This is a genomic window from Candidatus Krumholzibacteriia bacterium, assembly GCA_035268685.1.
GTDB lineage: Bacteria > Krumholzibacteriota > Krumholzibacteriia > JAJRXK01 > JAJRXK01 > JAJRXK01.
The window spans coordinates 1-24,056 of sequence record DATFKK010000064.1; the positions used below are offsets into that span (position 1 = coordinate 1).

22 protein-coding genes are annotated in these 24,056 nt (G+C 68.6%); 8 read left to right on the forward strand and 14 right to left on the reverse strand.

Annotated features, from left to right (window positions below):
- The 3 genes from VKA86_06400 to VKA86_06410 all read right to left on the reverse strand — a co-directional run.
- Positions 1–904 (reverse strand): cation:proton antiporter (locus VKA86_06400; GenBank protein ID HKK70828.1); only part of this gene is annotated, 904 nt, incomplete at its 3' end.
- A gap of 110 nt (positions 905–1,014) precedes the next feature.
- Entirely contained in the window at positions 1,015–3,837 is a 2,823-nt protein-coding gene (locus VKA86_06405; GenBank protein HKK70829.1) for a prolyl oligopeptidase family serine peptidase, read from the reverse strand.
- 181 nt (positions 3,838–4,018) lie between these two features.
- Entirely contained in the window at positions 4,019–4,573 is a 555-nt protein-coding gene (locus tag VKA86_06410; protein HKK70830.1) for a hypothetical protein, read from the reverse strand.
- Positions 4,574–5,189: 616 nt separating this feature from the next.
- On the opposite strand from VKA86_06410, the gene VKA86_06415 reads away from it, so the two are divergent.
- From VKA86_06415 to VKA86_06425, 3 genes are all read left to right on the forward strand, one after another.
- Positions 5,190–6,530, forward strand: coding sequence for a M24 family metallopeptidase (locus VKA86_06415; protein HKK70831.1), 1,341 nt, complete (start codon positions 5,190–5,192; stop codon positions 6,528–6,530).
- The gene (locus VKA86_06420; protein ID HKK70832.1) at positions 6,530–6,766 is read left to right on the forward strand and encodes an RND transporter; all 237 of its coding nucleotides are present in this window, start codon (positions 6,530–6,532) and stop codon (positions 6,764–6,766) included. Before VKA86_06415 ends, VKA86_06420 begins: the two co-directional genes overlap by 1 nt.
- Positions 6,767–6,843: 77 nt before the next feature.
- Entirely contained in the window at positions 6,844–7,602 is a 759-nt protein-coding gene (locus VKA86_06425) for a flavodoxin family protein (GenBank protein ID HKK70833.1), read from the forward strand.
- 6 nt (positions 7,603–7,608) lie between these two features.
- On the opposite strand, the gene VKA86_06430 is transcribed toward VKA86_06425, so the two are convergent.
- The 4 genes from VKA86_06430 to VKA86_06445 form a co-directional block, all read right to left on the reverse strand.
- A complete protein-coding gene (locus tag VKA86_06430; GenBank protein HKK70834.1) occupies positions 7,609–8,622 on the reverse strand; it encodes a beta-ketoacyl-ACP synthase III in 1,014 nt (337 codons plus the stop codon).
- 179 nt (positions 8,623–8,801) lie between these two features.
- Positions 8,802–8,981 (reverse strand): 4Fe-4S binding protein, encoded by a 180-nt coding sequence (locus VKA86_06435; protein ID HKK70835.1) that lies wholly within the window; start codon positions 8,979–8,981, stop codon positions 8,802–8,804.
- A 183-nt stretch (positions 8,982–9,164) separates the two neighbouring features.
- Positions 9,165–10,505, reverse strand: a complete 1,341-nt coding sequence (locus tag VKA86_06440) for a 3-deoxy-7-phosphoheptulonate synthase class II (GenBank protein HKK70836.1) — start codon at positions 10,503–10,505, stop codon at positions 9,165–9,167.
- Positions 10,506–10,706: 201 nt separating this feature from the next.
- Positions 10,707–11,069 (reverse strand): hypothetical protein, encoded by a 363-nt coding sequence (locus tag VKA86_06445; protein HKK70837.1) that lies wholly within the window; start codon positions 11,067–11,069, stop codon positions 10,707–10,709.
- A 194-nt stretch (positions 11,070–11,263) separates the two neighbouring features.
- Here VKA86_06445 and acs point away from each other — a divergent pair, with 194 nt between their 5' ends.
- The 4 genes from acs (at position 11,264) to VKA86_06465 (ending at position 15,944) form a co-directional block, all read left to right on the forward strand.
- Positions 11,264–13,213, forward strand: coding sequence for an acetate--CoA ligase (gene acs, locus VKA86_06450; GenBank protein HKK70838.1), 1,950 nt, complete (start codon positions 11,264–11,266; stop codon positions 13,211–13,213).
- A 2-nt stretch (positions 13,214–13,215) separates the two neighbouring features.
- A complete protein-coding gene (locus VKA86_06455) occupies positions 13,216–13,656 on the forward strand; it encodes a hypothetical protein (GenBank protein ID HKK70839.1) in 441 nt (146 codons plus the stop codon).
- 129 nt (positions 13,657–13,785) lie between these two features.
- Positions 13,786–14,244: a hypothetical protein gene (locus tag VKA86_06460; GenBank protein ID HKK70840.1), complete on the forward strand. Its 459-nt coding sequence runs from the start codon at positions 13,786–13,788 to the stop codon at positions 14,242–14,244.
- Positions 14,244–15,944 carry a PA domain-containing protein gene (locus tag VKA86_06465; GenBank protein HKK70841.1) on the forward strand — a complete coding sequence of 567 codons (1,701 nt, stop codon included), beginning with the start codon at positions 14,244–14,246 and terminating at the stop codon, positions 15,942–15,944. The genes VKA86_06460 and VKA86_06465 overlap by 1 nt, the downstream gene beginning before the upstream one ends.
- 66 nt (positions 15,945–16,010) lie before the next feature.
- On the opposite strand, the gene VKA86_06470 is transcribed toward VKA86_06465, so the two are convergent.
- The 3 genes from VKA86_06470 to VKA86_06480 form a co-directional block, all read right to left on the reverse strand.
- Positions 16,011–17,375, reverse strand: a complete 1,365-nt coding sequence (locus VKA86_06470) for an MFS transporter (GenBank protein HKK70842.1) — start codon at positions 17,373–17,375, stop codon at positions 16,011–16,013.
- Between the two features lie 260 nt (positions 17,376–17,635).
- Positions 17,636–18,760, reverse strand: a complete 1,125-nt coding sequence (locus VKA86_06475) for a hypothetical protein (GenBank protein HKK70843.1) — start codon at positions 18,758–18,760, stop codon at positions 17,636–17,638.
- A 55-nt stretch (positions 18,761–18,815) separates the two neighbouring features.
- Positions 18,816–19,151: a phage holin family protein gene (locus VKA86_06480; protein HKK70844.1), complete on the reverse strand. Its 336-nt coding sequence runs from the start codon at positions 19,149–19,151 to the stop codon at positions 18,816–18,818.
- A gap of 196 nt (positions 19,152–19,347) precedes the next feature.
- On the opposite strand from VKA86_06480, the gene VKA86_06485 reads away from it, so the two are divergent.
- Positions 19,348–20,673: an aminotransferase class I/II-fold pyridoxal phosphate-dependent enzyme gene (locus VKA86_06485; GenBank protein ID HKK70845.1), complete on the forward strand. Its 1,326-nt coding sequence runs from the start codon at positions 19,348–19,350 to the stop codon at positions 20,671–20,673.
- Here the strand turns inward: VKA86_06485 and VKA86_06490 are convergent.
- From VKA86_06490 to VKA86_06505, 4 genes are read right to left on the reverse strand one after another with little or no spacing between them, the layout of a single operon-like run.
- A complete protein-coding gene (locus VKA86_06490) occupies positions 20,655–22,139 on the reverse strand; it encodes a hypothetical protein (GenBank protein HKK70846.1) in 1,485 nt (494 codons plus the stop codon). The genes VKA86_06485 and VKA86_06490 overlap by 19 nt on opposite strands.
- Entirely contained in the window at positions 22,136–22,798 is a 663-nt protein-coding gene (locus VKA86_06495; GenBank protein HKK70847.1) for a flavin reductase family protein, read from the reverse strand. Before VKA86_06495 ends, VKA86_06490 begins: the two co-directional genes overlap by 4 nt.
- 1 nt (position 22,799) lies before the next feature.
- On the reverse strand, positions 22,800–23,162 hold the full coding sequence (gene ytxJ / locus VKA86_06500; GenBank protein HKK70848.1) for a bacillithiol system redox-active protein YtxJ: 363 nt from the start codon (positions 23,160–23,162) through the stop codon (positions 22,800–22,802).
- Positions 23,163–23,221: 59 nt separating this feature from the next.
- Complete coding sequence (locus tag VKA86_06505) at positions 23,222–23,674, reverse strand: thioredoxin family protein (protein ID HKK70849.1); 453 nt, start codon at positions 23,672–23,674, stop codon at positions 23,222–23,224.
- Positions 23,675–24,056 lie beyond the last annotated feature (382 nt).

Sequence of the window (24,056 nt, forward strand, 5' to 3'; positions counted from 1 at the left end):
AGGGATCGACGTGGAAGCCGATGTTGATGAAGAAGAACGGCGTGAAGAAGGCGTGCAGGTCGCGGAACGAGGTCTCGGTCCTGACCGCCTCACGGTCGTGACTGAACACCAGCCCCGCGAAGAGCGCGCCGATGGCCAGCGAGAACCCGAGCCAGCCCGCGATCGACGCGATCACGAAGCCCACCCCGGCGACCACGATCATCCGCTCGGAAGAGCCCAGCCGACTCGCTCCGCGTGTGATCCTCCACTCGAGCGTGCGCGAGAAGCAGTAGCAGAACAGCGCGAAGCCCAGGAACTGCGCGACGAACACCCCGAAGGTCGAACCGAGCGCTCCCCAGACCGATCCGCCCCGATCCAGCACGGGCGCGACCGCGAAGAGCAGCGCCATGAGCGCCACGCCCCCGATGTCGTCGAGCTCGGCGACGTCCAGGGTGAGCCGGCCACTGGGCGAATCCAGCGCGTCGCTCTCCTGCCAAATCGCCACCGACACCCCCACGCTCGTGGCGGTCAGTGCCGTCCCGGTGAAGAGCGCGGCCAGCAGGTCCCCGCCCAGGATCCAGTACACCGTCCCGAAGCCGGCGGCGAAGGCCACGAGCATGTTGCCGACCCACAGCACGCTGGCGGTGGGGAGCTTCTCGGCCAGGGCCCGCGGATGGCTGGTGAGGCCGACCTCGAACAACAGCGCGACGATGCCCAGACTGGCGAGCAGGTCGAAGGCCGTCCGGATCTCCGGTCCCATGAACCCCCACTGCGCGTCGGCCGCGCGCAACAGGACCCCGAGCAGGAGATGCCCGACGAGGGCCGGCAGCGAGAAGCGCTGCGCCACGCCCTTCACGACCACGGCCAGGGTCACCGCGAGCCCGATCAGCAGGACCTGCAGAGCCGAGACGTGTTCGCCGCCCATGCGCTTACCTCGATCGAAGCGAACGACCCCGGAGGCTGCGCCCTCCGGGGTCTTCGATCCATCGTGGTCGGCGCGGCCGCGGGGCAGGGGATTCCCCCACCTGCGGACGACTACTCCGCGTCGCCGGTGTACTCCACGCCCTCGGTCCACCACTCCGGCGCCGGCGCACCCTTGGTGAAGTGGTCGATGAAGGCCTTCATCCTGAGCGAGTAGTCGAGCTTGTTCGGGTACTGCTTCAGGTGATGCGGCTCGCCCCGGTACTGCAGCATGACCGCCGGCTTGTCGAGACGTCGCATGGCCATGTACAGCTCGATGCCCTGGGTCCAGGGCACGGCCTCGTCCTCGTCGCCGAACTGGATCAACAGCGGCGTCTCGATCCGGTCGGCGAAGAACACGGGCGAGTTCTCGATGTACAGGTCGCGCCGTTCCCAGAGCGAGGCCCCCAGGCGCGACTGCGACTTCTCGTACTGGAACTGCCGCGACAGTCCGCTGCCCCAGCGGATGCCGCCGTAGGCGCTGACCATGTTGCTCACGGGTGCTCCGGCGACCGCGCAGGCGAAGATGTCGGTCTGCGTGATCACGTGGGCGGCCTGGTAGCCGCTCCACGAGTGGCCGTGCAGGGCGATGCCGTCGGGATCGGCCACGCCCATGTCGACGAGCTCCTGCACGCCCGGCACCAGGCACTTGGTCGCCGCGTAGCCGGGGTTGCCGACGTCGAAGCGGACGTCGGGCAGGAAGACGGCGTAGTCGTCGCCCGCGTAGATCGGAAAACTCGGCCGGTGGTTGATCTGCGGATCGTTGAAGCGGTGCAGGCGCTGGCTGAAGAAGCGGTAGAAGTAGACGAGCACGGGGTAGCGCTCGTCCTCGTCGTAATCGGCCGGCTTGATCAGCACGCCCTGCAGCGGCGTTCCGTCCACGCTCTCCCACTCGACGAGTTCGGCCGAGCCCAGGTCCAGGTCGTCGAGCCGGGGGTTGATCTCGGTGATCCTGCGCGGTCGGTCGAAGTCGGTGTCGGTGACCCAGAAGTCGGGGAACTCGGTGTAGCTCTCCTCGGTGTACACCACCACGTCGGCCTCGTCCGCGCGGCGGAATCCGGAGTAGAACTTGTCGTCCTGCCGCAGTTCGCGCACGCCGGCGGAGTCCATCGCACCCCGCCACACCGACGAGTTCTTGGCGCGCTCGTCGAAGCCGGTGAGCAGGAGCTCGGCGTCGGGGGCGAAGCCCTCCTTGTCGTCGTCGAGGTCGAGCACGCGGTAGATCCGCTGCTCGGCGCGGCCGCGGCCCTCGGTCAGGCAGACGGGCTCGCCACCGTCGGTCGGGAAGCGCCACACGTCGTACTTGTCGTGGATCAGCACGACCGAGTCGTCGTCGGCCCAACCGCCCACGCCGTAGCCCGGCGCGCTGCGCGGGTAGTCGTGGTCCTCGTTCGCGAAGGGAACCCCGAGGTCCTCGCCCAGACGCCGGTGGTCCTCGCGCTCGACGTCGTACAGCCACCACTGACCGTCACCGGTCGGGCGGTAGTAGGCGACGAAGCCGCCCTCGGGCGACAGCGAGACCGTGTCCTGCGTCTTCTCGACCACGAGGGTGCGTTGGCCGGTGTCGAGGTCGACGACGTAGTGGTCGGAGTAGAAGCCGTCCCAGGTCATCAGTTCGAGGTGCGGGACCATGGTCTCGCCGTGGGTCACGTGCGGGTTCTGCACGACGGCCACGTCGGGCATCGTTTCGTCGGCCAGGGACACGAGCGATGCGTCGGCGACGTCGACGACGGCGCGGTGGAGCTGCTCCTGCCGCTCCTCCCAGCTCGCCTTCTCGTGCGTCTTGATGCGCGGATCGTCCCAGTGCCACACGTCGACCTCGCGGTCGTCGCGGATCGCGTCGAGGTCGTAGGGATCGAAGTCCTCGACGGAGTCGCCTTCGCCCTCACCGTCGGCCGCATCCCCGCCCTCGTCGTCGGGATCGGACCCGGACTCGACCGGACGCAGCCCGACGAACAGACGCTCGCCGTCGCGGGTGAACTCGAGGTCGTTCTCGGTGGGATAGCGACGACCTTCCGGGGCCGGGACGCTGGTGACCGGTCCGACGTCGTCGCCGGCTCGCGGGCTCAGCAGTTCGAGGACGACGCCGGTGACGTTCTCGGGGTCGGAGGCGTCACCGCGTAGATAGGCCAGGCGAGCGTCCTCGGGAGCCCACGCCATGGCCGGGTAGGCGGTCTGCGGCGCTGCGTGAACGGTGGCCACACGCAGACCATCGTCGAGTGATCGCAGTTCGAGTCGATCGTCCTCGCCATCGGCCGTGGCGATCGTCAGGGCCAGCCACCGGGAGGTGGGGTCGAAGGCCATCGACACCACGCTCTCGAACTCGAAGCGCTCGAGGTCGGACAGACGGAGGACCGCCACGCGGGTGCCCGCCTCGCGTTTCTCCTCGTCGGCCTGGGTCTCGTCGGCCTCGGCCTCGGTCTCGACGGTCTCGGCGTCCTCGGTGGAATCGGGCTCGTCGGCCTCGAAGTGCAGGGCGAACCAGGCGCCGTCGTCGCTGAAGGCGTAGGCCTTCACCCGCTCGAAGCTCCATTGCTCGCCGTCCTCGGTCCGCAGGAGCACCGCGCCCGGCTCCGGCGGCTCGTCCGCGGTCTCGCGCACCGCAAAGGGAGCGAGTTGCTGCGCGGCGCCCCAGGCGCCGTCGGTGCTCAGGCGTGGCGCCGAGCCGCGCTCGATCCGGTACTCGTCCCCGCCGCGGGTGGCGCGGACGACCACCTCGCCGTCCCCCCGCCCCGGACGCGCCTCGAAGGCGAGCCAGCTGCCGTTCTCGGCCATGGTCGTGCCGTGGACCTTGCGCATCTTCATGAGGTCGGTCCAGGTCATCGGCCGGTCGGCCATCACGCGCGAGGGGGCGAGCAGCAGGAGCAGCAAGACGATCCGAACGGCGATACGGCGCATGACTTCCTCCGAGAACGGGAACGGGAGCGTCGGCGAGAGGATCACCGATCATCGACGACGACCGACACGATGGCAACCGCGGGGCCCGGAAACGACGGTGCGGGCACGGACGAAGCCGTACCCGCACAGGGGGGGACGTCGTGCGGGCCGACATGCCGCCCGCATGGGTGCCCGGAGCCGATCAGTTGCTCTGGGCGTACTTCTTGTGCTCGCGCACCGTGATGCGCTCGGGCTGGCTCTCGGCCACACGTTGCATCTGCGCGCAGTCCCAGCAGACCGGACGACAACGGGCGAGCACCTCGTCCATCTTCTTCGCCGGGTGCTGCTCCCACACGGTCACGTGGCCGTGTTCGTTCAGCAGTCCGGGCTCGTGCACGGCCCAGTCGATGTGGTCGCCGAAGGTCTTGCCGCACAGGGCACACTCGGACCCCGCATAGAAGGAATCGAGCTGACTGCGGACGAAGCACCCGTCCGGCGCGGTGGCGATCTCCTTCAGGCAGGGCTGGTCGCAGTCCTGCCGCTCGGGCCAGCGCGTGCAGCTCTTCAGCCGGCGCTCTTCGTCGCGGCGCAGGGCGTGGGAGATCGCGTGACCGGGGTCGACGACCACGGCCTGCTTCTCTCCCGTCTCGGGGCAACGCACCACCCGCACGTCGGACTCGCGTCGCCATCGGATCGCGATGGCCACGAACCCGGCGACGACGGCGGCGATCGCCAGGACCCAGATCAGAACGGTCATGATCCGCACCCCCTTTCGATCTCCAAGATCCCGATCGACGGACGGAATCGCGAGCGCGATTCGGTGACCTGGCCCGTCGCCGCAATCACAGCTTCAAGTCATTGTCATACAATCCGTTGCGAGCATAATGCACGCGCACCATTCGGCGGCCACTGCCCTCGCCGCCCGTTCCGGACCCAGCCGGCCACCAGGGATCGGAATTCCACACCTCCCTTGACATCACCCGGCATGGACACGAAACTGCCGGATGAATTCCGCGCGCCCCGCTCCGGCGGCACCGCGCGGCGGTCCCGGAATCGGCAACAGCGGCCCGAGGGACCGGGTGGGATGGGACTCACCGTTCGTGATTCGCTGTGAGGAGGTGATCCGTGTCTAGTATCGGTTCTGGATTCGCGGGAGGAGCGGCCCTGTAGGGGAGCGCTCGCGAAGCGACCGGTCAGACGGATCGGTCCCCCTCGCAGGGGATCCCACCGTCTCCGACCCGTATCGAATCCGAGCCCCGGCTCCGAACGAGGGAGCCGGGGCTTCTTCGTGTCCGCGACGGATGACATCACCGTGCCGATGCGCGATCATCACGGGCCGTTTCCTGCGCTCGCCCCCGGCCGGAGGCCCGACCGTGAACCGCACCATCGCCCTGTTCCTGATCGTCCTGCTCGTCTCCCCCGCCCACGCCGCCGACCAGGGGCGCATGATCGACTCCATGGGCGACATCCTGCCGCTGCGCGAACGCCCCGCGGTGGTGAACGAGATCCTCGCCGAGCGGTTCGACACGCTCCTGCCGCGGTTGATGACCGAGAGCGGCCTCGACATGTGGCTGGTGATCGCGCGCGAGTACGCCGACGACCCGGTCTACGCCTCGCTGGTCCCGAAACCGAGCTTCACCGCACGGCGCACCACCATGCTCGTGTTCCACCGGCTCGACGACGGCACCGTCGAACGCCTGACCGTGGCGCGCTATCCGCTGGGCGAACCCTACGAAGAGGCCTGGTCGGGTGGATCGCTCGACGAACAGTGGACGGCCCTCGGCGCGCTGATCGAGGAGAAGGATCCCGACCGCATCGGGATCAACGTATCGCGCGACTGGCCCGTGGCCGACGGCCTCACCCACGGTCTCCACGAACGTCTACTCGAAGTCCTGCCCCCGGCCCACGTGGATCGGCTGGAGCCGGCCGAGGAACTCGTCGTGCGGTGGCTCGAGACCCGCACCGACCACGAGATCGAACTCTACGCCCACGTCGTCTCGCTCGCGCGCGCGGTGATCGCCGAGGGCTTCTCGTCGGAGGTCATCACGCCGGGTGTGACCACCACCGACGACGTCGCCTGGTACCTGCGTCAGCGCTTCGCCGATCTCGACCTGCCCGTGTGGTTCATGCCCTACGTGAACATCCAGCGCGAAGATCTCGAGTGCGCCGACGACGAGGCCTTCTGCGGTACCGGCGGCGTGATCCACCGCGGCGACGTCCTGCACACCGACGTGGGGATCTGCTACCTGGGTGTGTGCACCGACACCCAGGAGATGGCCTACGTCCTGCGCGTGGGCGAACACGAGGTGCCCGGCTTCCTGCAGGACGCGATGGCCGTGGGCAATCGGTGGCAGGACCAACTGACCGCGAACTTCGAGACCGGCCGCACCGGCAACGAGATCCTCGCCGCCACCATCGCCGACGCCGAGGCCGACGACCTCGTGTCGAGCACCTACACCCACCCGATCGGTCGCTTCGGCCACGCGCCGGGCCCGACCATCGGCATGTGGGACGACCAGGACGGCACGCCGGTGCGCGGCGACTGGCCCCTGCATCCGAACACGGCCTACGCGATCGAGGGCAACGTGAAGGTGCCCACCGATGGCTGGGGCGGCGGCAACGTCCAGATCAAGCTCGAGCAGAGCGCGGTGTTCGACGGCGAACGCGTGCTCTACCTCGCCGGCCGGCAGATCGAGTGGCACGTGGTGCGCTGATGCGCTGGCTCGATGCACTTCCCTACGGTCCGCTGGTGGTCGCCGCGCTGCTGCTGGGAGGCGCTCCCTTCCAGCCGCAGCCCCACTTGGTGGAGAAGCTGCAGATGCTGACCGCGGGCACTCTGCACCGGCCGATCGACGTCTTCGACCTGTTCATGCACGGAACGCCGGTGGCCCTGCTGCTCGCCAAGGCCGCCCGCGATCTGTGGAGGCGGCGGACCCATGCGCCGGGTTGAGCGGCAGCGTGTCACGTCGGCCAGGCATCCTCGTACCGCGCTCCCCACCCCTTTCCCGAACCGAGGAGATGCCAACGATGCCCCTGAACGAACACCAGCAGCGTCTGTGCGACGAGAGCCCCCACGACTTCACCGGCCTGAAGGCCGTCCTGCTCAACTGCTCGCTGAAGAAGGATCCGGAGCGGTCGCACACCCGCGCCCTGCTCTCGGTCGCCGGCGAGATCATGCGCCGCAACGGCGTCGAGGTGCACGAGGTCCACGCCGCGTCGCACGAGATCGCCTACGGCGTGTACCCCGACATGACCGAACACGGCTGGTCACGCGACGACTGGCCAACGCTGTGGAAGACGATCGAGGCCGCCGACATCCTCGTCCTTGGAACACCGATCTGGCTGGGCGAGGAGAGCTCGGTGTGCCGCATCGTGATCGAGCGGTTGTACGGCATGTCGGGCGCGCTGAACGACCGCGGTCAGAGTTCGTACTACGGCAAGGTCGGAGGCGCCGTCGTCACCGGCAACGAGGACGGCATCAAGCACTGCGCCATGTCCCTGCTCTACGCCCTGCAGCACCTGGGCTACACGATCCCGCCCCAGGCCGATTGCGGGTGGATCGGCGAGGCCGGCCCGGGCCCGTCGTACGGCGACGAGGTCGACGGCACGCCCGCCGGCTACGACAACGACTTCACGCAGCGCAACACCACGATCATGGCCTGGAACCTCATGCACACGGCGAAGATTCTGCGCGATGCGGGCGGGCTGCCGAACCACGGGAACGACCGGCGGGCGTGGAAGGCCGGGTGCCGGTTCGACCACGAGAACCCGGAGTTCCGGGCTTGAGGCGCGCTACATCCGCAGCAACGCGCTCCCCCACGTGAATCCGCTGCCGAACGCCGACATCGCCACCACCATCCCCGGCTCGAGCACGCCGGCGTCGATGGCGTCGCGCATCCCGATCGGAATCGTCGCCGCCGTGGTGTTGCCGTACTTCTGGATCGTGTTGAACACACGGTCCTCGCTCACGCCCAGGTTCTTCGCCACCTGCTGGTTGATGCGCAGGTTCGCCTGGTGGAAGAGGAACAGATCGACGTCGTCCACGCTCATCGCGTTCGCCTCGCAGGCCTCGAGCACCGACTCGGGCATACGCTTGCTCGCGTGCACGAACACGAACTTGCCGTTCATGTAGGGGAAGTGCCGGCCCTCGTCGATCATCTCGTGGGTGATCCGGGGGCCCTCGGTGGTCTGGGTCGGCGCGTCCATCCACAGCTCGCGGGCGTGACGACCGTCGGCGTGTAGATGTGTCGAGTAGATCTGGGCGTCCTCGTGGCCGAGGACATCGGTCGCCTCCACCACCACGGCGCCGGCGCCGTCGCCGAAGAGCACGGCGATGTCGCGGCCCCGCGTGGTCTTGTCCAGCGATTTCGACTGGACCTCGGACCCCACGACGAGCACGCGCTCTTTCGCCCCGGTCCGGATGAACTGATCCGCGATCGCGAGCCCGTACAGGAATCCGGTGCAGGCCTGACGGATGTCCAGGGCGGGAATGCCGGGACAGTCGAGCTTCTGCTGCAGGAAGCAGCCGGTGCCGGGGAACTCGTGATCGGGGCTGAGCGTGGCGAAGACGATCATGTCCAGATCGTCCGGCCCGACGCCGGCATCGTCGAGGGCCTGCCGGCTGGCCTCCAGCGCGAGATCCGAAGTGGTCGTCGTCCCCTCCACCCAGTGCCGGGTCTCGATCCCCGTCCGCTGGCGGATCCACTCGTCGCTGGTCTCCATCATGCCGGCCAGGTCGTCGTTGGTGACCACCCGCGGCGGTACGTACTTGCCCACGCCGGCGATCCGGCTGCATCGCGCGCTCATCCGATTCCTTCCCGGGGCTCGGCGCCCACGCGGGGGACGTCGACGAGCATGGCACGGAAGTGCCCGGATCTCAACGACAGCAGCCCGCGAACGCTGCGTTCGCGGGCGTACTCCCGTGACACCAGGATGTGCCGCACCCGGGTGTCGGCGACTCGGGCAAACGTGGACCGATCAGGCGATCAGTCCTCGACGACGGTGATGGCGTCCTCGGGACAAGGGTCGACACAGGCGTAGCACTCGGTGCATTCGTCCGGGTCGACCTGCGCCTTCCCGTCGACCATCGAAATGGCCTCGGTCGGGCATACGTCGATGCATTCACCACAAGCGTTGCATAGATCTCGGTCAACAACGGCAGGCATGTTGGTTCCTCCGGTCGATTCCCCGCCCGTGTCGGCGTCTCCATCGCCTGAATCCACACGGGTCGTGAATTCAGCGCACAGACAAGCACGGACCCGGCCGAACCGTCAGGGTGAAAGTGTGAGAAGGGCCTTCGGATCGTGTGAGAACGTGTCGATTCCGAGACCATGCCGTCCGCGAGCGGATCAGTCGTCCCCACGGAGGTTGCGGGCGACGGCCATGGCCAGCTCCAGGGCCTGCTCGTAGTTCAGCCTCGGATCCACCGCCGACCGGTAGGCGCGCTCCAGGTCCGCCTCGGCCAGGCCCCGCGCTCCACCCACGCACTCGGTCACGTCCTCGCCGGTCAGCTCGAAGTGCACGCCTCCCAGCACCGAGCCCAGGCGGACGTGCACGTCGAAGGACTGGTGGAGCTCGTTGAGGATCCGGTCGAAACGCCGGGTCTTGATCCCGTTGTCGAGCGTCTCGGTGTTGCCGTGCATGGGATCGCACACCCAGAGGACGGTCCGACCCATCGCCCGCACCGTCTCGATCAATCCCGGCAGATGGTCCTCGACCCGATCGTCGCCCATCCGATGGATCAGCGTGAGTCTTCCCGGTTCGGCGTCGGGGTCGAGGGTCTCGACCAGGCCCCGCACCCACTCGGCGTCCATGGCCGGACCGACCTTCACCGCGATCGGATTGCGGATTCCCCGGAAGAACTCGACGTGGGCACTGTCGAGCTGAGCGGTGCGCATGCCGATCCAGGGGAAGTGGGTCGAGAGGTCGTACCAGCCCTCGCGGCGCGGAACCCGGCGGGTCTGGGCCTGTTCGTAGAACAGGGACAGCCCCTCGTGGCTGGTGTAGAAGTCCACCCGTCGCAGGCTGGCCGGCTCGCGACCCAGAACGGCCTCCATGAAATCGATCGACTGCTTGATCCCTTCGACGATCCGCCCGTACTCGGAACGCAGCGGTGAGCCGTCGAGGAATCCCAGGTTCCAGTACTCGGGGTGGTGCAGGTCGGCGAAGCCGCCCTCGGCCAGGGCCCGGATGAAGTTCAGCGTGAGTGCCGCCCGCTCGTAGCCCTTCAGCAGGAGCTGCGGATCCGGGGTGCGATCCTCGCGCGTGAACGGCGCACGATTGACGAGATCGCCCCGGTAGGTGGGCAGCTCGATCCCGTCACGGGCCTCGGTGTCGGTCGACCGGGGCTTGGCGTACTGACCGGCGAAGCGCCCCACGCGGACCACCGGGCGGCGGGTCCCGTGGACCAGGACCAACGACATCTGCAGCAGGATCTTCAGCTTGCTGGTGATGGCGTCGACGTCGCAGTCGTCGAAGCTCTCGGCGCAGTCTCCGCCCTGCAGAAGGAAGGCCTCGCCGCGGGCGGCGGCGGCCAGTTCGTCCTTGAGGGCCTCGACCTCCCAGGACGTCACCAGCGGGGGCAGGTGCGACATCTGCCCGACCACGTGCGTCACCTGGGACGGATCGGGGTAGTTCGGCAGCTGCGTGGCGGTGCGATGCTGCCAGCTCGTGGGAGTCCAGTTGTCCATGGAACGCTCGGGGCGGCGGGTTCGACCAGGGCCGGATCGTTACGGTAATCGGGCCGCGAGGGGCTGCCAACCCCGGGACCGCGGGTTCGGCAGCCAGACGATCCACCCGGGCGCGGGCCTCGGGGTGGGCGCGTCGCGATTGCGCGGGCGCTCAGAGCCCGAGGTCCTCGGGGCCGGACGACCGACCACGGGCCGGACGGTTCACGCGAGGGGGCCGCCGAAGCGGGCCCAGACCGTGCCCAGGAGCGCGATCGCACCGAGCAGCAGGAGGGCGTGGACCTTCCCGTCGCGCGCCACGTCACGGCCGAGCAGGACCCGGACGAGCACTCCGATGCCGGCGCTGCCCGCCGATGCGGCGAGCAGACTGGCGCCGATCCGGGCAAGACCGAGATCCCACTCGCGGCGGACCGGGGAGTCCCAGCGCTTGTCGAAGAGATTGGGCGTCTGGGGCGCCGCGTGGTCGAGGAGGTAGGCTCCACCGACCAGGCACAACACCGACAGAACGATGAACACGGCCCCCCAGCGCTTCCACGCGCCCGGCACCGCGGTCGAGGCGGCGGTCATGACGATCCTCCCGAGAGGCCCTCTTCCGGCCACGAGGCTTCTCGCGGCGGATATCGACCGCTGCGGCCACGCACTTGAGCACCGATCGGCCGGGGATCTCGACACCTGACGTCGCCGCATCGTTCGGTTAGGATCGGATCCCCGTTTCTCGACGCTTCTCCGTCGCCTTCTCGCCGCTTCCTCGGGAGGTCGCCGTGTCCGACGTCTACGATGTCAAGGACCACATCCGCAGCCGTGCGCACATCGATTCCATGGCCGAGTACGAGCGCCTGTACCGGCTGTCGCTCGACAACCCCGAGTGGTTCTGGGCCGAGCAGGCCAAGGCACTGACCTGGTTCCACCCCTGGAACATGGTCTTCGACGCCGACTACGAAGAAGTGGACTTCGCCTGGTACAGCGGGGGCCGGCTCAATGCCTGCTTCAACTGCGTCGATCGTCACGTTCCCGAGCGTGGCGAGGAAACGGCGATCATCTGGGCGTCCGACGAAGCCGGCGTCTACAAGCACATCAGCTACCGCGAGCTGAAGCACCAGGTCGCGCGGATCGCGAACGTCCTGCTCAAGTTCGGTGTCCGCAAGGGCGACCGGGTGTGCATCTACATGCCCATGATCCCCGAGGCGGCCTACACCATGCTCGCCTGCGCACGGATCGGAGCCGTGCACTCGGTGGTCTTCGGGGGCTTCAGTGCCGAGTCGCTGCGCGACCGCATCGTGGACGCCCAGGCCAAGGTCGTGGTCACCGCCGACGAGGGCCTGCGCGGCGGCAAGGTGATCCCCCTGAAGAAGATCACCGATCGTGCGATCGAGGGCATGAGCACGGTCGAGACCGTGCTCGTGGCCAAGCGCACCGGCAACGACGTTCCGATGCAGGTGGGCCGGGACCACTGGCTCGAGGAAGAAGCCCACCGCCAACGCTCGACCTGCACCGTCGAGTGGATGGGAGCCGAGGACCCTCTCTTCGTCCTCTACACGAGCGGGAGCACCGGCCGCCCCAAGGGTGTCATGCACACCACGGGCGGCTACATGGTCTACGCGGCCATGACCCACAAGTACGTGTTCGACTACCACCCGGGCGACGTCTACTGCTGTGCCGCCGACGTGGGATGGATCACCGGGCACACGTACATCGTGTACGGTCCGCTCGCCAACGGTGCGACCACGGTCATGTTCGAGTCCACGCCGACCTATCCCGACGCCGGACGCTACTGGCGGATGGTCGACGACCTGGGGATCAACATCTTCTACACCGCACCCACGGCGCTCCGCGCGATCGCCCGCGCCGGTGACGAGCACGTGAAGCGCTACAAGCGTGACTCCCTGCGAGTGCTCGGCTCGGTCGGCGAGCCGATCAATCCCGAGATCTGGCGCTGGTACCACGACGTGGTCGGCAACGGCGAGTGCGCCGTGGTCGACACCTGGTGGCAGACGGAGACGGGCGGGATCCTGATCACGCCGCTGCCCGGAGTGACCCCCACCAAGCCGGGATCCGCAACCCTTCCCTTCTTCGGGGTCGAACCGACACTGGTGGATCCGGAGAGCGGCAAACCACTCGAGGGCAACGACGTGAACGGGGCTCTGTGCCTGTCGGCCCCGTGGCCGGGACAATCGCGCACGGTGTGGGGGGACCACCAGCGCTTCCGCGACACCTACTTCACCACCTACAAGGGCTATTACTTCACGGGCGACGGCTGCCGGCGTGACGAGGACGGCTACTACTGGATCACCGGACGCATCGACGACGTGCTGAACGTCAGCGGCCATCGGCTCGGCACGGCCGAGGTCGAGAGTGCGCTGGTCGCCCACCAGGGCGTGGCCGAAGCCGCCGTGGTGGGATACCCGCACGACATCAAGGGAACCGGTATCTACGCGTACGTGGTGCTGGGATCCGACTTCGGAGAAGGCGACGCCCAGCACATCGAGGGTGCGCTGCGCGAGCAGGTCCGCCACGCGATCGGTGCCTTCGCCGCCCCGGACGTGATCCACGCCACCAAGGGCCTGCCCAAGACGCGCAGTGGAAAGATCATGCGGCGGATCCTGCGCAAGATCGCCTCGAACGAGTACGAGGGGCTGGGCGACACCAGCACGCTGGCCGAACCGCAGGTGGTCGACGATCTGATCGAGGAACACCGCGAGCGGATGGGTTGAGCGTGGACTCCGCACTCGACGCCTTCGAACGGACCGCGGTCGATGCGCTGCTCGCGGGCGACCATCCCGTGCTCGAGCGGCTGCGGTCCCAGATGGCGACGGCCTCCGTACGTGATCGCGAGCAGGGCGAGTTCGGTCGGTTCACCGACCTGTGGGTCGAAGCCGACCCGATCGACGTCCAGGACCGCTTCGCGATCGACGACGTCTACGCCCGGGTCCGGGGGGTCGAGGACGAGGTCGCCCTGCTGCTGCACGTGGTCCGCGGGCGTCTCAAGACCCTCGAGGCCTTCGTCCCCCGTCCGGTCTGGCCCGACGAGCCGGAACTCGTCGAGACCTGGTACGTTGCACCCGACGTCGAGGAAGCCGGTCAGCTGCACCGTGGAGCCGAACGCACGCTCACCTTCGCCCTGCGGGGTCTCACCACACCCCGCGAAGACGACTGAGCCGGTCGCGAGCCACGCATCCGGCGTGCTAGACTCGACGAAACGTCCTTTGTCCTCGCCGCCCTCCCGTCGCGCCTCGCGACGACGGCTCCCGCTCGCACCCCAGGACTCCATGGAAAGGATGCCCGCATGAAGCGCGCACCGGAGCGGGCCGCGGTCCGCCGCCTCGCCGCGGCCTGGCCACTGGCCTGCCTCGTCCTTCTCGCCGTCGTGTTCCCGCCGAACACCGGATCCGGGCCGGCCACGGCCGCGACCGACAACACGTCCGGGCTCCGGATCTCCCTCGACCCCGACAGCGGTGCACCCGTCGGCATGCCGCCGGCGAGCGCGCTCGAGCGCTCGTTCTCGCTGGACCGGGCTCTGAGCCGATCCAGCGCCGGCCTCGTGGAACGACGCAACCCGGACGGATCCTACGGGGTCCACCTCCAGGGTCGCTTCATGAGCGCGAGCGTCGCCCACATCGACGACCAGGGCCGTCTGCACCGCGTGTGCACCGACGACCCCGAACACGCCCGCGCCGTCCTCCGCGGCGAGACGCAGCCGTCCTGTGACCACGATCACGACCCCGCGTCCTGGGAGGTGAAGTGATGCGACGTCGCCTCACCGCCCTCGGGCTCGCCGCTCTGCTGATGGCGTCCAGTCCGGCACTGGCACTCGAGATCGTCATCGACAACCTCGACGGTGCCGGCGAGGGCTTCAACGACACCACGCCCGTCACCCCCCTGGGTGGCAACAGCGGGACCACTCTCGGCGAGCAGCGGTTGATCGTGTTCCAGACCGCGGCCGACATCTGGGAGTCGATCCTGCAGAGCCCGTCGGCCGACATCACCATCACCGTCAACGCGACCTTCGATCCCTTGACGTGTGGCCAGTCGAGCGCCGTGCTCGGATCGGCCGGACCGATCACCGTGCAACGGGACTTCGTCGGCGCCGAGTTCACGAATACCTGGTACCACGTCGCGCTGGCCAACAAGCGTTTCGGAGGCGACCTCGAGACCGGATCGTCGGACATCGTCGCGCGATTCAACTCGGCGATCGACGGCAACGACTCGTGTCTGAGCGGAACGAACTGGTACTACGGCCTCGACGGCAACGAGGGCACCGACACCGAACTGCTCCCGGTGGTCCTCCACGAGATCGGCCACGGCCTGGGCTTCAGCGAGTTCGTCGACGGCGACACGGGCGAACTCTTCCTCGGCCGGATCGACATCTTCAGCCGTTTCCTCTTCGACGAGACCGAGGGACTGTTCTGGAGCGAGATGAGCAACGCCCAGCGCGTGGCGTCGGCCCGGAACGACGGCGGCGTGGTGTGGGACGGCGACGCCTCGACCTTCCAGGCCGCCCAGGCACTCGACGGTCTGCCCGTTCTCGACATCAGTGCCCCGGCCTCGGTCGCGGGTGACGTCACGGAGATCGGGACGGCCTCGTTCGGACCTTCGGTCCAGGAGCAGTCGGCCAGTGGCACGATCGTCCTGATCGACGACGGTAGCGGTACCACCAGCGACGGGTGCTCGGCCGCGGTCAACGGCGGCGAGCTCGACGGCGCGATCGCGCTGATCGATCGCGGCAGTTGCACCTTCGTCAGCAAGGTGGAGAACGCCCAGTCGGCGGGGGCCGTGGGCGTGATCATCGCGAACAACGTCCCCGGCGACGGCCCCATCCAGATGGGCGGTGTCGATCCGGGGACGCTGACCGTTCCCACGATCAGCGTGTCCTTCGAGCAGGGCGAGAGCATCAAGAGCGCCCTGAGCGAGGGCGTGATCGCGACCATCGCTCCCGACCCGACACGTCTGGCGGGGGCCAGCCCCAGCACGGGCCGTCTGTTGGTCTACACTCCGGACCCCTTCCAGCCGGGTTCGTCGGTGTCGCACTGGGACGTGTCGGCCTCGCCGAACCTGCTCATGGAACCGGCGATCAACGGCAACCTGTCGAGCGATGTCGACCTCACACGCTTCCACTTCGAGGACATCGGCTGGTTCGACCAGCGGGCCACCGACGCTCCGTCCCGCGTCTCGACCCGCCTGCTGGGCAACACGCCGAACCCCTTCAATCCGGTGACGACGATCTCCTTCGACCTGGCGCGCGCGGGGCGGGTCGAGCTCGAGGTCTTCGATGCCTCCGGCCGGCGCGTGAAGTCACTGGTCGACGGCACGCGCTCGTCCGGACACCACGAGGTGCAGTGGAACGGGACCGACGACGGCGGTCGTGTCGTCGCTTCGGGTGTCTACCACTACCGCCTGCGGACCGACGGCGTCGAGCAGTCCCGACCGATGGTCCTGCTCAAGTAGGACTTCACGGGGTTCGGAACCTCGAACGGCCGTACCCGGAGTCCGGGTGCGGCCGTTCGTTCGGGATCAGGCGATGTCGGGCACGGCCCCGGTCGAGCGCGCGGCCTCCGCCCGCTCCGCCGCAGCCTCGCGCCGGGTGTGTTGTCTTCCGAGCCACACGGCCACGCCACCCCAGATCGCCGTCACCGGCAACGAGGCGAAGGCGATCGCGCCCACCGTCATGCCCAGCGTGTTGGCCATGAGCTGGTAGGCGACCGATCCGATCGCATCACCGCCGCGGTAGACGAAGGTGTCGATGAAGCTCTTGGCCTTGTAGCGCTCCTCGCGCGCGACGATCGTGAACAGGGTCTCGCGCGCGGGCCGCACGAGCGCGTAGTTCGCGGCCCGACGCACGATCTGGAACAGCACCACCACCAGGATCCCCGGAGCGACACCGAGGAAGCCGAAGCCGATCGCGGTGAGCACCGGCATGAGGACGAGCGCTGCCGACACCCCGAGGCGCCGCACGAATCGTCCGGTCACGAACAGCTGCAGCAGCAGAGTGCTGGCCTGGGTGGCTGCGTCGATCCACCCGAACGTGGCGGCCACCCGGTCACGGCTGTAGCCGAGGGCGTCGACGATCTCCGCCTGCTGGAAGTAGAGGATCGTCGAACAGTAGGGGTACAAGAGGAAGAACGAGCAGATCGCGAGCAGGAAGGGAGATCGAAAGGTCTGGCCCACGCCATTGAAGGCCCCGCCGAAGCGTCCACTCCAACTCGCCCGTTCCGCCTCGCGTTCGGCGGCCACGGACGCCTCGTCGGTCGCGGTCATCTGCGCGCGCATGCGCTCGAAGGCCCCATGCAGTCGTCTCATGACGAGGATTGCGGCCTCGAGCATCACGTACGCCACCAGCAGCAGGTGGGCCCGTCCGATCACGTCGGCCAGGCCGGCGGTCAACAACGAACCCAGCAGCGCACCGGCCGTACCACCCGCGGCCACGAAACCGTAGAGCCGCTTGCTCTGCCGCGCCCCGAAGCCGTCGCTGACGAAGGCCCAGAACACACTGACCACGAACATGTTGAACACGCTGAGCCAGACATAGAACACCCGGCCCATCCAGATGTCCGACTCGCCGTCGACCACGAAGGTCGACCCGTAGAACACCAGCAACTGGAGTGCGAAGAAGCGGTAGCTGACGGTCATCATCCGGTGCCGCGCGAAGCGCTGCACGCACCAGCCGAAGAGTGGAGTCACGAGCGCCGTGGCGGCCAGCGTGAACAGGAACAGGTTCGGCAGATTGCGCACCCCCGCCGCCACGCCCATTTCCTCGCGCAGAGGCCGGAGCACGAAGTACGACCCGAGCAACAGGAAGAAGTACGCGAAGGCCAGAAGGGTGGGCCGCGCCTCGTGTTCGCGGACCCCGGCCAGGCGGTGCAGCACGGTCTCGGTCATGCTCCGGGCCGATCGTCGGGGTAAAGGGCGCTCGTCCCGACCCTACGCGGCCGCGCCCACGGGGTTGCAACCGACGGGGATCGGTTGCGCGCCGACACGGTCCCGGTCGTCGACACCACGAAGATTCGGAGCGATTCCGGCGAGAGATCCCGGAGGCGTGAGAACTCGTCGAGGTGGACCTCGGTCCACCGGGTGGTCCTGTGTGCGAGATGGAGGATCTCGGCACCGAAGTCCACGCGGCGAGCCCCGTCTGCCCGCCGTCAGTCCACGCCGCCGAAGCGTGCCCGGAGCCCGCCCATGCTGGTGGTCTCGGTCGCCACCGGCAACAGGGTCTCACCGTAGCGCAGGGACTGGCGGGACTCGTTGTAGAACGCGATGTGTGCGGTCGTGTCGTCCAGGATCCATAGACCGACATGGGGACCCTCGTCGCGCGTCGGCTCGACGAACCCCACCTGCCACGTTCCGTTCACGCGCCGGGCCAGCACCGGCTTGCGCTGGGTCAGATCGAAGTAGGCGACGACAGGACGGCCGCCCGGATCGAAGCGCAGCGAGGTGAACCAGCCCCTCTGCCCCGGAGCGGTGTCGATGACCTGGCTGGTGAACCCCGAGCGCGACGGAATCGCGATCTCCGGGTTCCCCGCCGTGGCGTTGTAGTGGGTGATCCACGGCCGTCCCTCGGGATCGAGTGCGATCGAGGCATAGCTGCCGACGTCCTGCCCCCCGCCGTCGTCGACCGTCACGACCTCCCACTCCGCTCCGCGGCGACGGGCGTACCGCAGCGCGGTGTTCGTGGCATCGTAGTAGGCGGCGTGGAGATCGCCGGCCGCGTCGATCGCCATCCGGGCCTTGATCCCGACGTCGCCGTCGGAGTCCACGGTCTCGAGCTGCCAGCCGGTGCCGTCGTTGCGCGCGTACTCGAGGTCGCCGTCGCCCTCGTCGTAGTAGACCACGTGGGCCACGCCGGCTGCGTCGAAGCGCAGGTTGCCGTAACGGCCGACGACCCCACCGGCATCGACGGTCTCGGTCGACCACACGCCGTCCTCGCGCCAGGCGTGCTCGAGATCACCGTCGGTCCAGTCGTAGTACACGATGTGGGGATTCCCCGACGGGTCGAACTCGAGGAAGGTGTAGCCCCCGACATCGGACCCGCCGTCCTGACCGTCGATCGCGCGGGTGTTCCAGGTGGAGCCGTTGCGCACCGCGAAGCGCAGCGCGCCATTGGTCCGGTCGTAGTAGCTCAGGTGAGGACGCCCCTGATCGTCGACGGCCAACCACAGGTATTCGCCCACGTCGTTCCGCGTGTCGACGCTCTCCAACGAGAACGTGGTGTCGGCCGACACAGGAGCGGCGGTGACGACGACGAGCAGAGCCAGCAGAAGGCGCACGGTGGACTCCGGAACGGGGCTCTCCATGATATCAGGATCGACGGGTCCCACGCACCTACCAGAAGACCGTCATGCCCAGACTGAAGATCCCCAGGAGAAGGGCACCCAGCAGGGCGGGCCCGAAACCCCGGATCGAAAAGCCGGGGACGATCGCGGCGGCCACCTTCAGGAGGATCGCATTGAGGACGAACACGAACAGACCCAGCGTGAGGACCAAGAGTGGGAGCGACAGGATCACCATCAACGGCTTCAGGAGTGCGTTCAGCACGCCCATGACGAGCCCGGCCAGGAAAGCCGGACCGATCCCGTCGACCTCGATGCCGGGAACGATCTTGCCCACGATCAGCAGCAGGACGGCGTAGACGACCGTGGTGATCAACAGGGCTTCCATGCAGGCCTCCTCACGGGGCACGGGTCCGAGCCCACCGGGGCGCATTCCCGCCGGGGCGCATTCCGACCGGGGTCGGACCGATCCTACTGCAACGACAGGATCCGTCGAGCGCCGATGCCGTCGCCGGATCCACGGCGTGCCCGTCGGTCGAGCTCCTGTTACCATCGGGGTGTCCCGAGACCGTCGAGGAGCCGCCATGACGCACGTCGAGACCCCGGGCCCCGTCCTGTCGGCCCATTTCGCCCACCGCGAGCCGTCGTCGATCCGCGTGGCGAGCATCCGCTTCGCCCAGCGCCGCGACGACACCCGCGCGCTGAACGTGGCGATCGGCAACGTGAGCCTGCCCATGCACCCGCTCATGCACGAGCGCATGAAGCGGCTGGCCGAGCCGGGGAGCCCCTTCGCCGGCGGGGTCGTCCGCTACACCCAGACCGCGGGTCTCGACGAGGCCCGGGCCGCCGTGTCGAACGTGATCGCGTCGAGCGGACTCGACACCGAGCACCTGCACGCGCAGATCACCGACGGCGGCAGCCAGGCCATGGAACTGATGATCGTGGGCTGCTGCGGGCCGGCCGGCAGCGACGATCGACCGCTCATGATGATCGATCCCGCCTACACGAACTACACGGCCTTCGCCCACCGGCTCGGACGACGCGTGGTGACCATCCAGCGGCAGCTCGACGATCAGGGCCATTTCGGCCTGCCGCCGCTCGATGCGATCGAGGAAGCCTTCGAGCGGAACCGGCCGGGTGCCCTGGTGGTGATCCCCTACGACAACCCCACGGGACAGCTCTACGAGCGCGACACCATGATCGCCCTGGCGAGGCTGTGCGTCCGCTACGGGACCTGGCTGGTCAGCGACGAGGCCTACCGTGAACTCCACTACCGCGGCGACCGTGCGATCAGCGTGTGGAGTCTGACCGAGGACGACGTCCCCGGCATCACTGGCCATCGCATCTCGATCGAGACCACGAGCAAGGTCTGGAACGCCTGCGGCCTGCGGATCGGCGCCCTGGTGACCGACAACTCCGAGATGCACACGCAAGCGGTGGCCGAGAACACGGCGAGCCTGTGCAGCAATCACATCGGCCAGTGGATCCTGGCCGGTCTCGCCGAAGCCTCGCACGAAGACCTCCGCCGCTGGTACGACGAGCAGCGGACCTACTACCGATCGATGATGACCTCGCTGAACGAGGACTGTCACACGCGGATGGACGGGCTGATCGTCAGCAATCCTGACGCGTCGTTGTACTCGGTGATCGACGTGCGCAACGTCGTCGACGAGAGCTTCGATGCCCTGCCCTTCGTCCTGTGGTGCGCCGAGGAGGGAAGGATCGACCTCGACGGCGAGCCGTGGACCCTGCTCACCGCCCCCATGGCCGACTTCTACGACGTGCCACGCGATGCCCCGAACCCCGGGCGGACCCAGATGCGCGTGGCCTACGTCGAACCTCCCGAGCGCATGGCCCGGGTGCCACAGCTCTTCACCGGGCTGCTGCAGCGCTACCTCGACCGCGTCTGATCCACGCTCCAGCTCGGCGACGCCGGGATCCGGATCAGACGGGCGAAGGGAGTCCGCACGATCTCGGCGCGCAGCAGGGCGGCGGGGACACCTGCCGCGCCGCGACGGTGGACCACCGCCAACCGCCCCGCCCAACGGGGTTCGTCGAGCAGGCGCTCGACCTCGACGGGTTCGACCTCGCGCCGCAGGTGCACGTAGGTCCAGTCACGCCCGGCCCACTGGCGCCCGAGGTGCCCACTCGGACGCGGACCCACCTCCACGAGCACGATCCGCTGGTCCGAAGTGAGTTCGGCCTCGACCACCGAGCGTGCGAGCGCCCTCTCCGGGCCGGTCCGGTGGTTGGCGGGCCACCAGGCATCGGGGGCGAACCACGACACCACGACGATCGCGATCATCACTGCCGGCAACCATGACTGCAGACGCTGCACCCGCGGACCCGCATGCGCCCCGATCCAGGCGCCGATCCACACGGCCAGCACGGGCGCGGCGGGAAGGATGTAGCGCACCCGCTGGGCCGGCTTGGCCACCGCGGCGGCGACCACGAGCACCATCCACAGGGCCAGGACCACGAGCCACGCCCGCTGCGTCCGCGACGTGACCGGACTCCGCCACTCACGCCAGGCCACCCACGCGCCCAGAACCGCGAACGGTGCCCAGTAGGGTGTCCGCTCCAGGGGCCGCCACAGGACGTGGTCCAGCGAACCCGTCACGACGTCCCACACATCGCGCCGCGGCCCCACGATCATGTCGTGCAGGATCTCCTGGCCCACGGCGTTCGAGAGCCAGATCTCGATCCCGACGAACCAGGCCGGAATCGGCAACAGCAGCACCGACCACCCGACCCACGCCCGTGACCACGGCCAGGCGAAGCGTCCGTCCAGCAGACCCAGCACGACCGCCAGGCCGAGCGGCAACAGACCCGGGAGTCCCTTCGACAGCGTGGCGAGGGTCACGCCGCCGTAGAAGGCGAGCGGTCGCCACCAGCCTCGCGGCTCCGCCAGGGCCACCATCGACACCAGGATCCCGGCCACCAACGCGGTGTCGGTGCGGAAGGTCATCGCGTTCTCCAGCAACGGAACCGTGGTCACCAGCGCGAAGCCCGCCCACCACGCCGCCGTCGGACCGTAGCGCAGGAAGGCCAGGCGCGCGGTCAGCAGCACGCAGATCCACCCGAAGAACCTCGACAGCAGCGTCGAGGTCCACGGCTGGACCCCGAACACCTCGTACAGCGCGGCCGTGCCCCAGAACAGCAACGGGGGTTTGAGCACGTACGGAGCGTCGCCGTGGAGGATCGGCGCGAGCTGCCCGGTATCGGCCACCTGCGCCGAGAGGGCTGCGTAGAACGCGGTGGTCCCGTCGAGCTCGCGCCGGTGCATTCCGAGCGAAAGGACCAGGAGCGTGGCGAGGCCGAACCAGACCCACCGCGCGGAGGGCCCGGGCCACCAGCCCCGGGCCGTCGCCTTCACGACTTCCTCCGGCGCCCTTCCTCCAGCGCCTTCCGGCCCGAGACCACGTCGAAGCGATCCCGCGTGTAGGTGTAGCCGAACCCGCCGAGGCGTCCGGCCAGGTCCAACGCACCGGGATCGATGCGCAGGCGCTCGGCGTCGATCGCGGCGTCGTCGACGAACACGTGCACGACCTCTCCCATCACCACGTTGCCACCGGCGGAAACGCCGGGGTTCGTGCGGATCACGGAATGGGTGCGGCACTCGTAGGCGACCGGCGATCCCAGCAGGCGCGGAGGTCGCACCACGCGCGCGGGCGAGGGCTCGAGGCCCGCGAAGTCGAACTCGCTCTGGCCGTGGGGCAATGCTTCGGCCGCGCCGGCGATCCGTTCGATCATCGCCTGCGGGGCGACGTTGACGACGAACTCACCGGTCCCGCCCTCGTCCGAAGGCTTGGCGTTGCGCAGTGTGTCCTTCTCCTGGCCGTCGGCGTCGTTGGCCGGGCAGAACAGGAGCATCATGGGATCGCTGCCCACTCCGTTGAAGAAGGAGTAGGGCGCGAGATTCGCAGCGCCGTCCGTGGAGACCGTCGACACCACGGCGATCGGCCGCGGCAGGATCCCACCGATCAGCAGTTTGTAGCGATCGCGGGTCCGCAGCGACGCGGGGTCGATCTCCATCTCACGCGCCCCCTCCGCTCGCTTCGCGAAGGGCCTCGCGGAGCGAGGAGCGGGTGATCGATCCGTGGCTGGCGTGCCACACGACGTGCCCGTCGACGAAGAGCAGGGCCTGCGGAGACTCGTGACGGACACCGGTGCGCTCGACCACGCGGTTCGACACCGGCCTGGCGTCCTGGATCACGAGTCGATGGAAGTCCGCGGCGTCGTCCGAGGCTTCGGCCACGAAGTCCTCGAATTCGCGGTCGGCGGTGTTCGACACCGGACACACGGCGCTGTGCTTGAACACGAACACGGGCCGTTCGTGCGAGCGCTGTACGGCGTGGTCGAGCTGGTCCTGGGACGAGAGCGGAGCGGGACGGTTCACGGAGCACCTCCGGCGGTGGGACGGGCTTCAATCTGGCCCCGGCGCGCCGGCTCCGCAAATCAGCCGCGACGCAGTGCGCGCAGGAACTCGTCCGCGTCGTAGGTCGTGGGGATCGGCCGCACCAGATCGCCGTCGGGCTCGAGCACCATGAACACCGGGAACCCGCTCACCCCGTACCGCTCGCGAAAGGCCTTGCCCTCGTCGTCGCCGTACTCCACCCGCACGAACACGTAGTCGTCCTCGATCGCGCGACGGACCTCGGTGTCGCCCAGGACGTCCTGGTCGAAGGTGCGGCAGGAGCTGCACCAGATGGCCGACAAGCCGGCCAGGACCGGCTTGTCCTGGCGGGCGGCCAGGGCCAGACCCTCTTCGTAGGAATGGATCTCGAGACCGGTGTCCTCGAGGGCGCGGCGGCCCATCCAGCTCTGGAGTTCGACGTTCCCGAAGTACACGAGAGCAGCGAGACCGATCCAGACGAGGGCCTGGCGCAGGAAACGGCGGTCGAGCTTCACGGGGCGTCCTCTCGGGGCGGGCGAAGGGCAGCCGGGTCCGGCGAGTCTGCCACATCTGCAACGCGGCCGCCGCCTGGGGGTTCCGTCCGGGGTCCGATCGGGGGAAGCCCGCAGTTGCCGGACGGACCCCATCGTGCCATACCATGGCGACGTCCATCCACGGGCCGGACCGGGGCGACCCCGGACGGCCGGAAGGTCCATCGAGCACCATGGCCCGCCCCACCCAGTCCGGCAATCCGATCGAACGCGCGTGGAACCGCGTGGAGACCTTCCTGACCCGGGACATCTGGGCCTCCGACGCCGACGAGCACGGATGGCCCCTGTCCCCCCTCTACCGCGTCCTCCGCGTGATCCAGCTGGCCCTGCGGGGCGTACTGCGGAA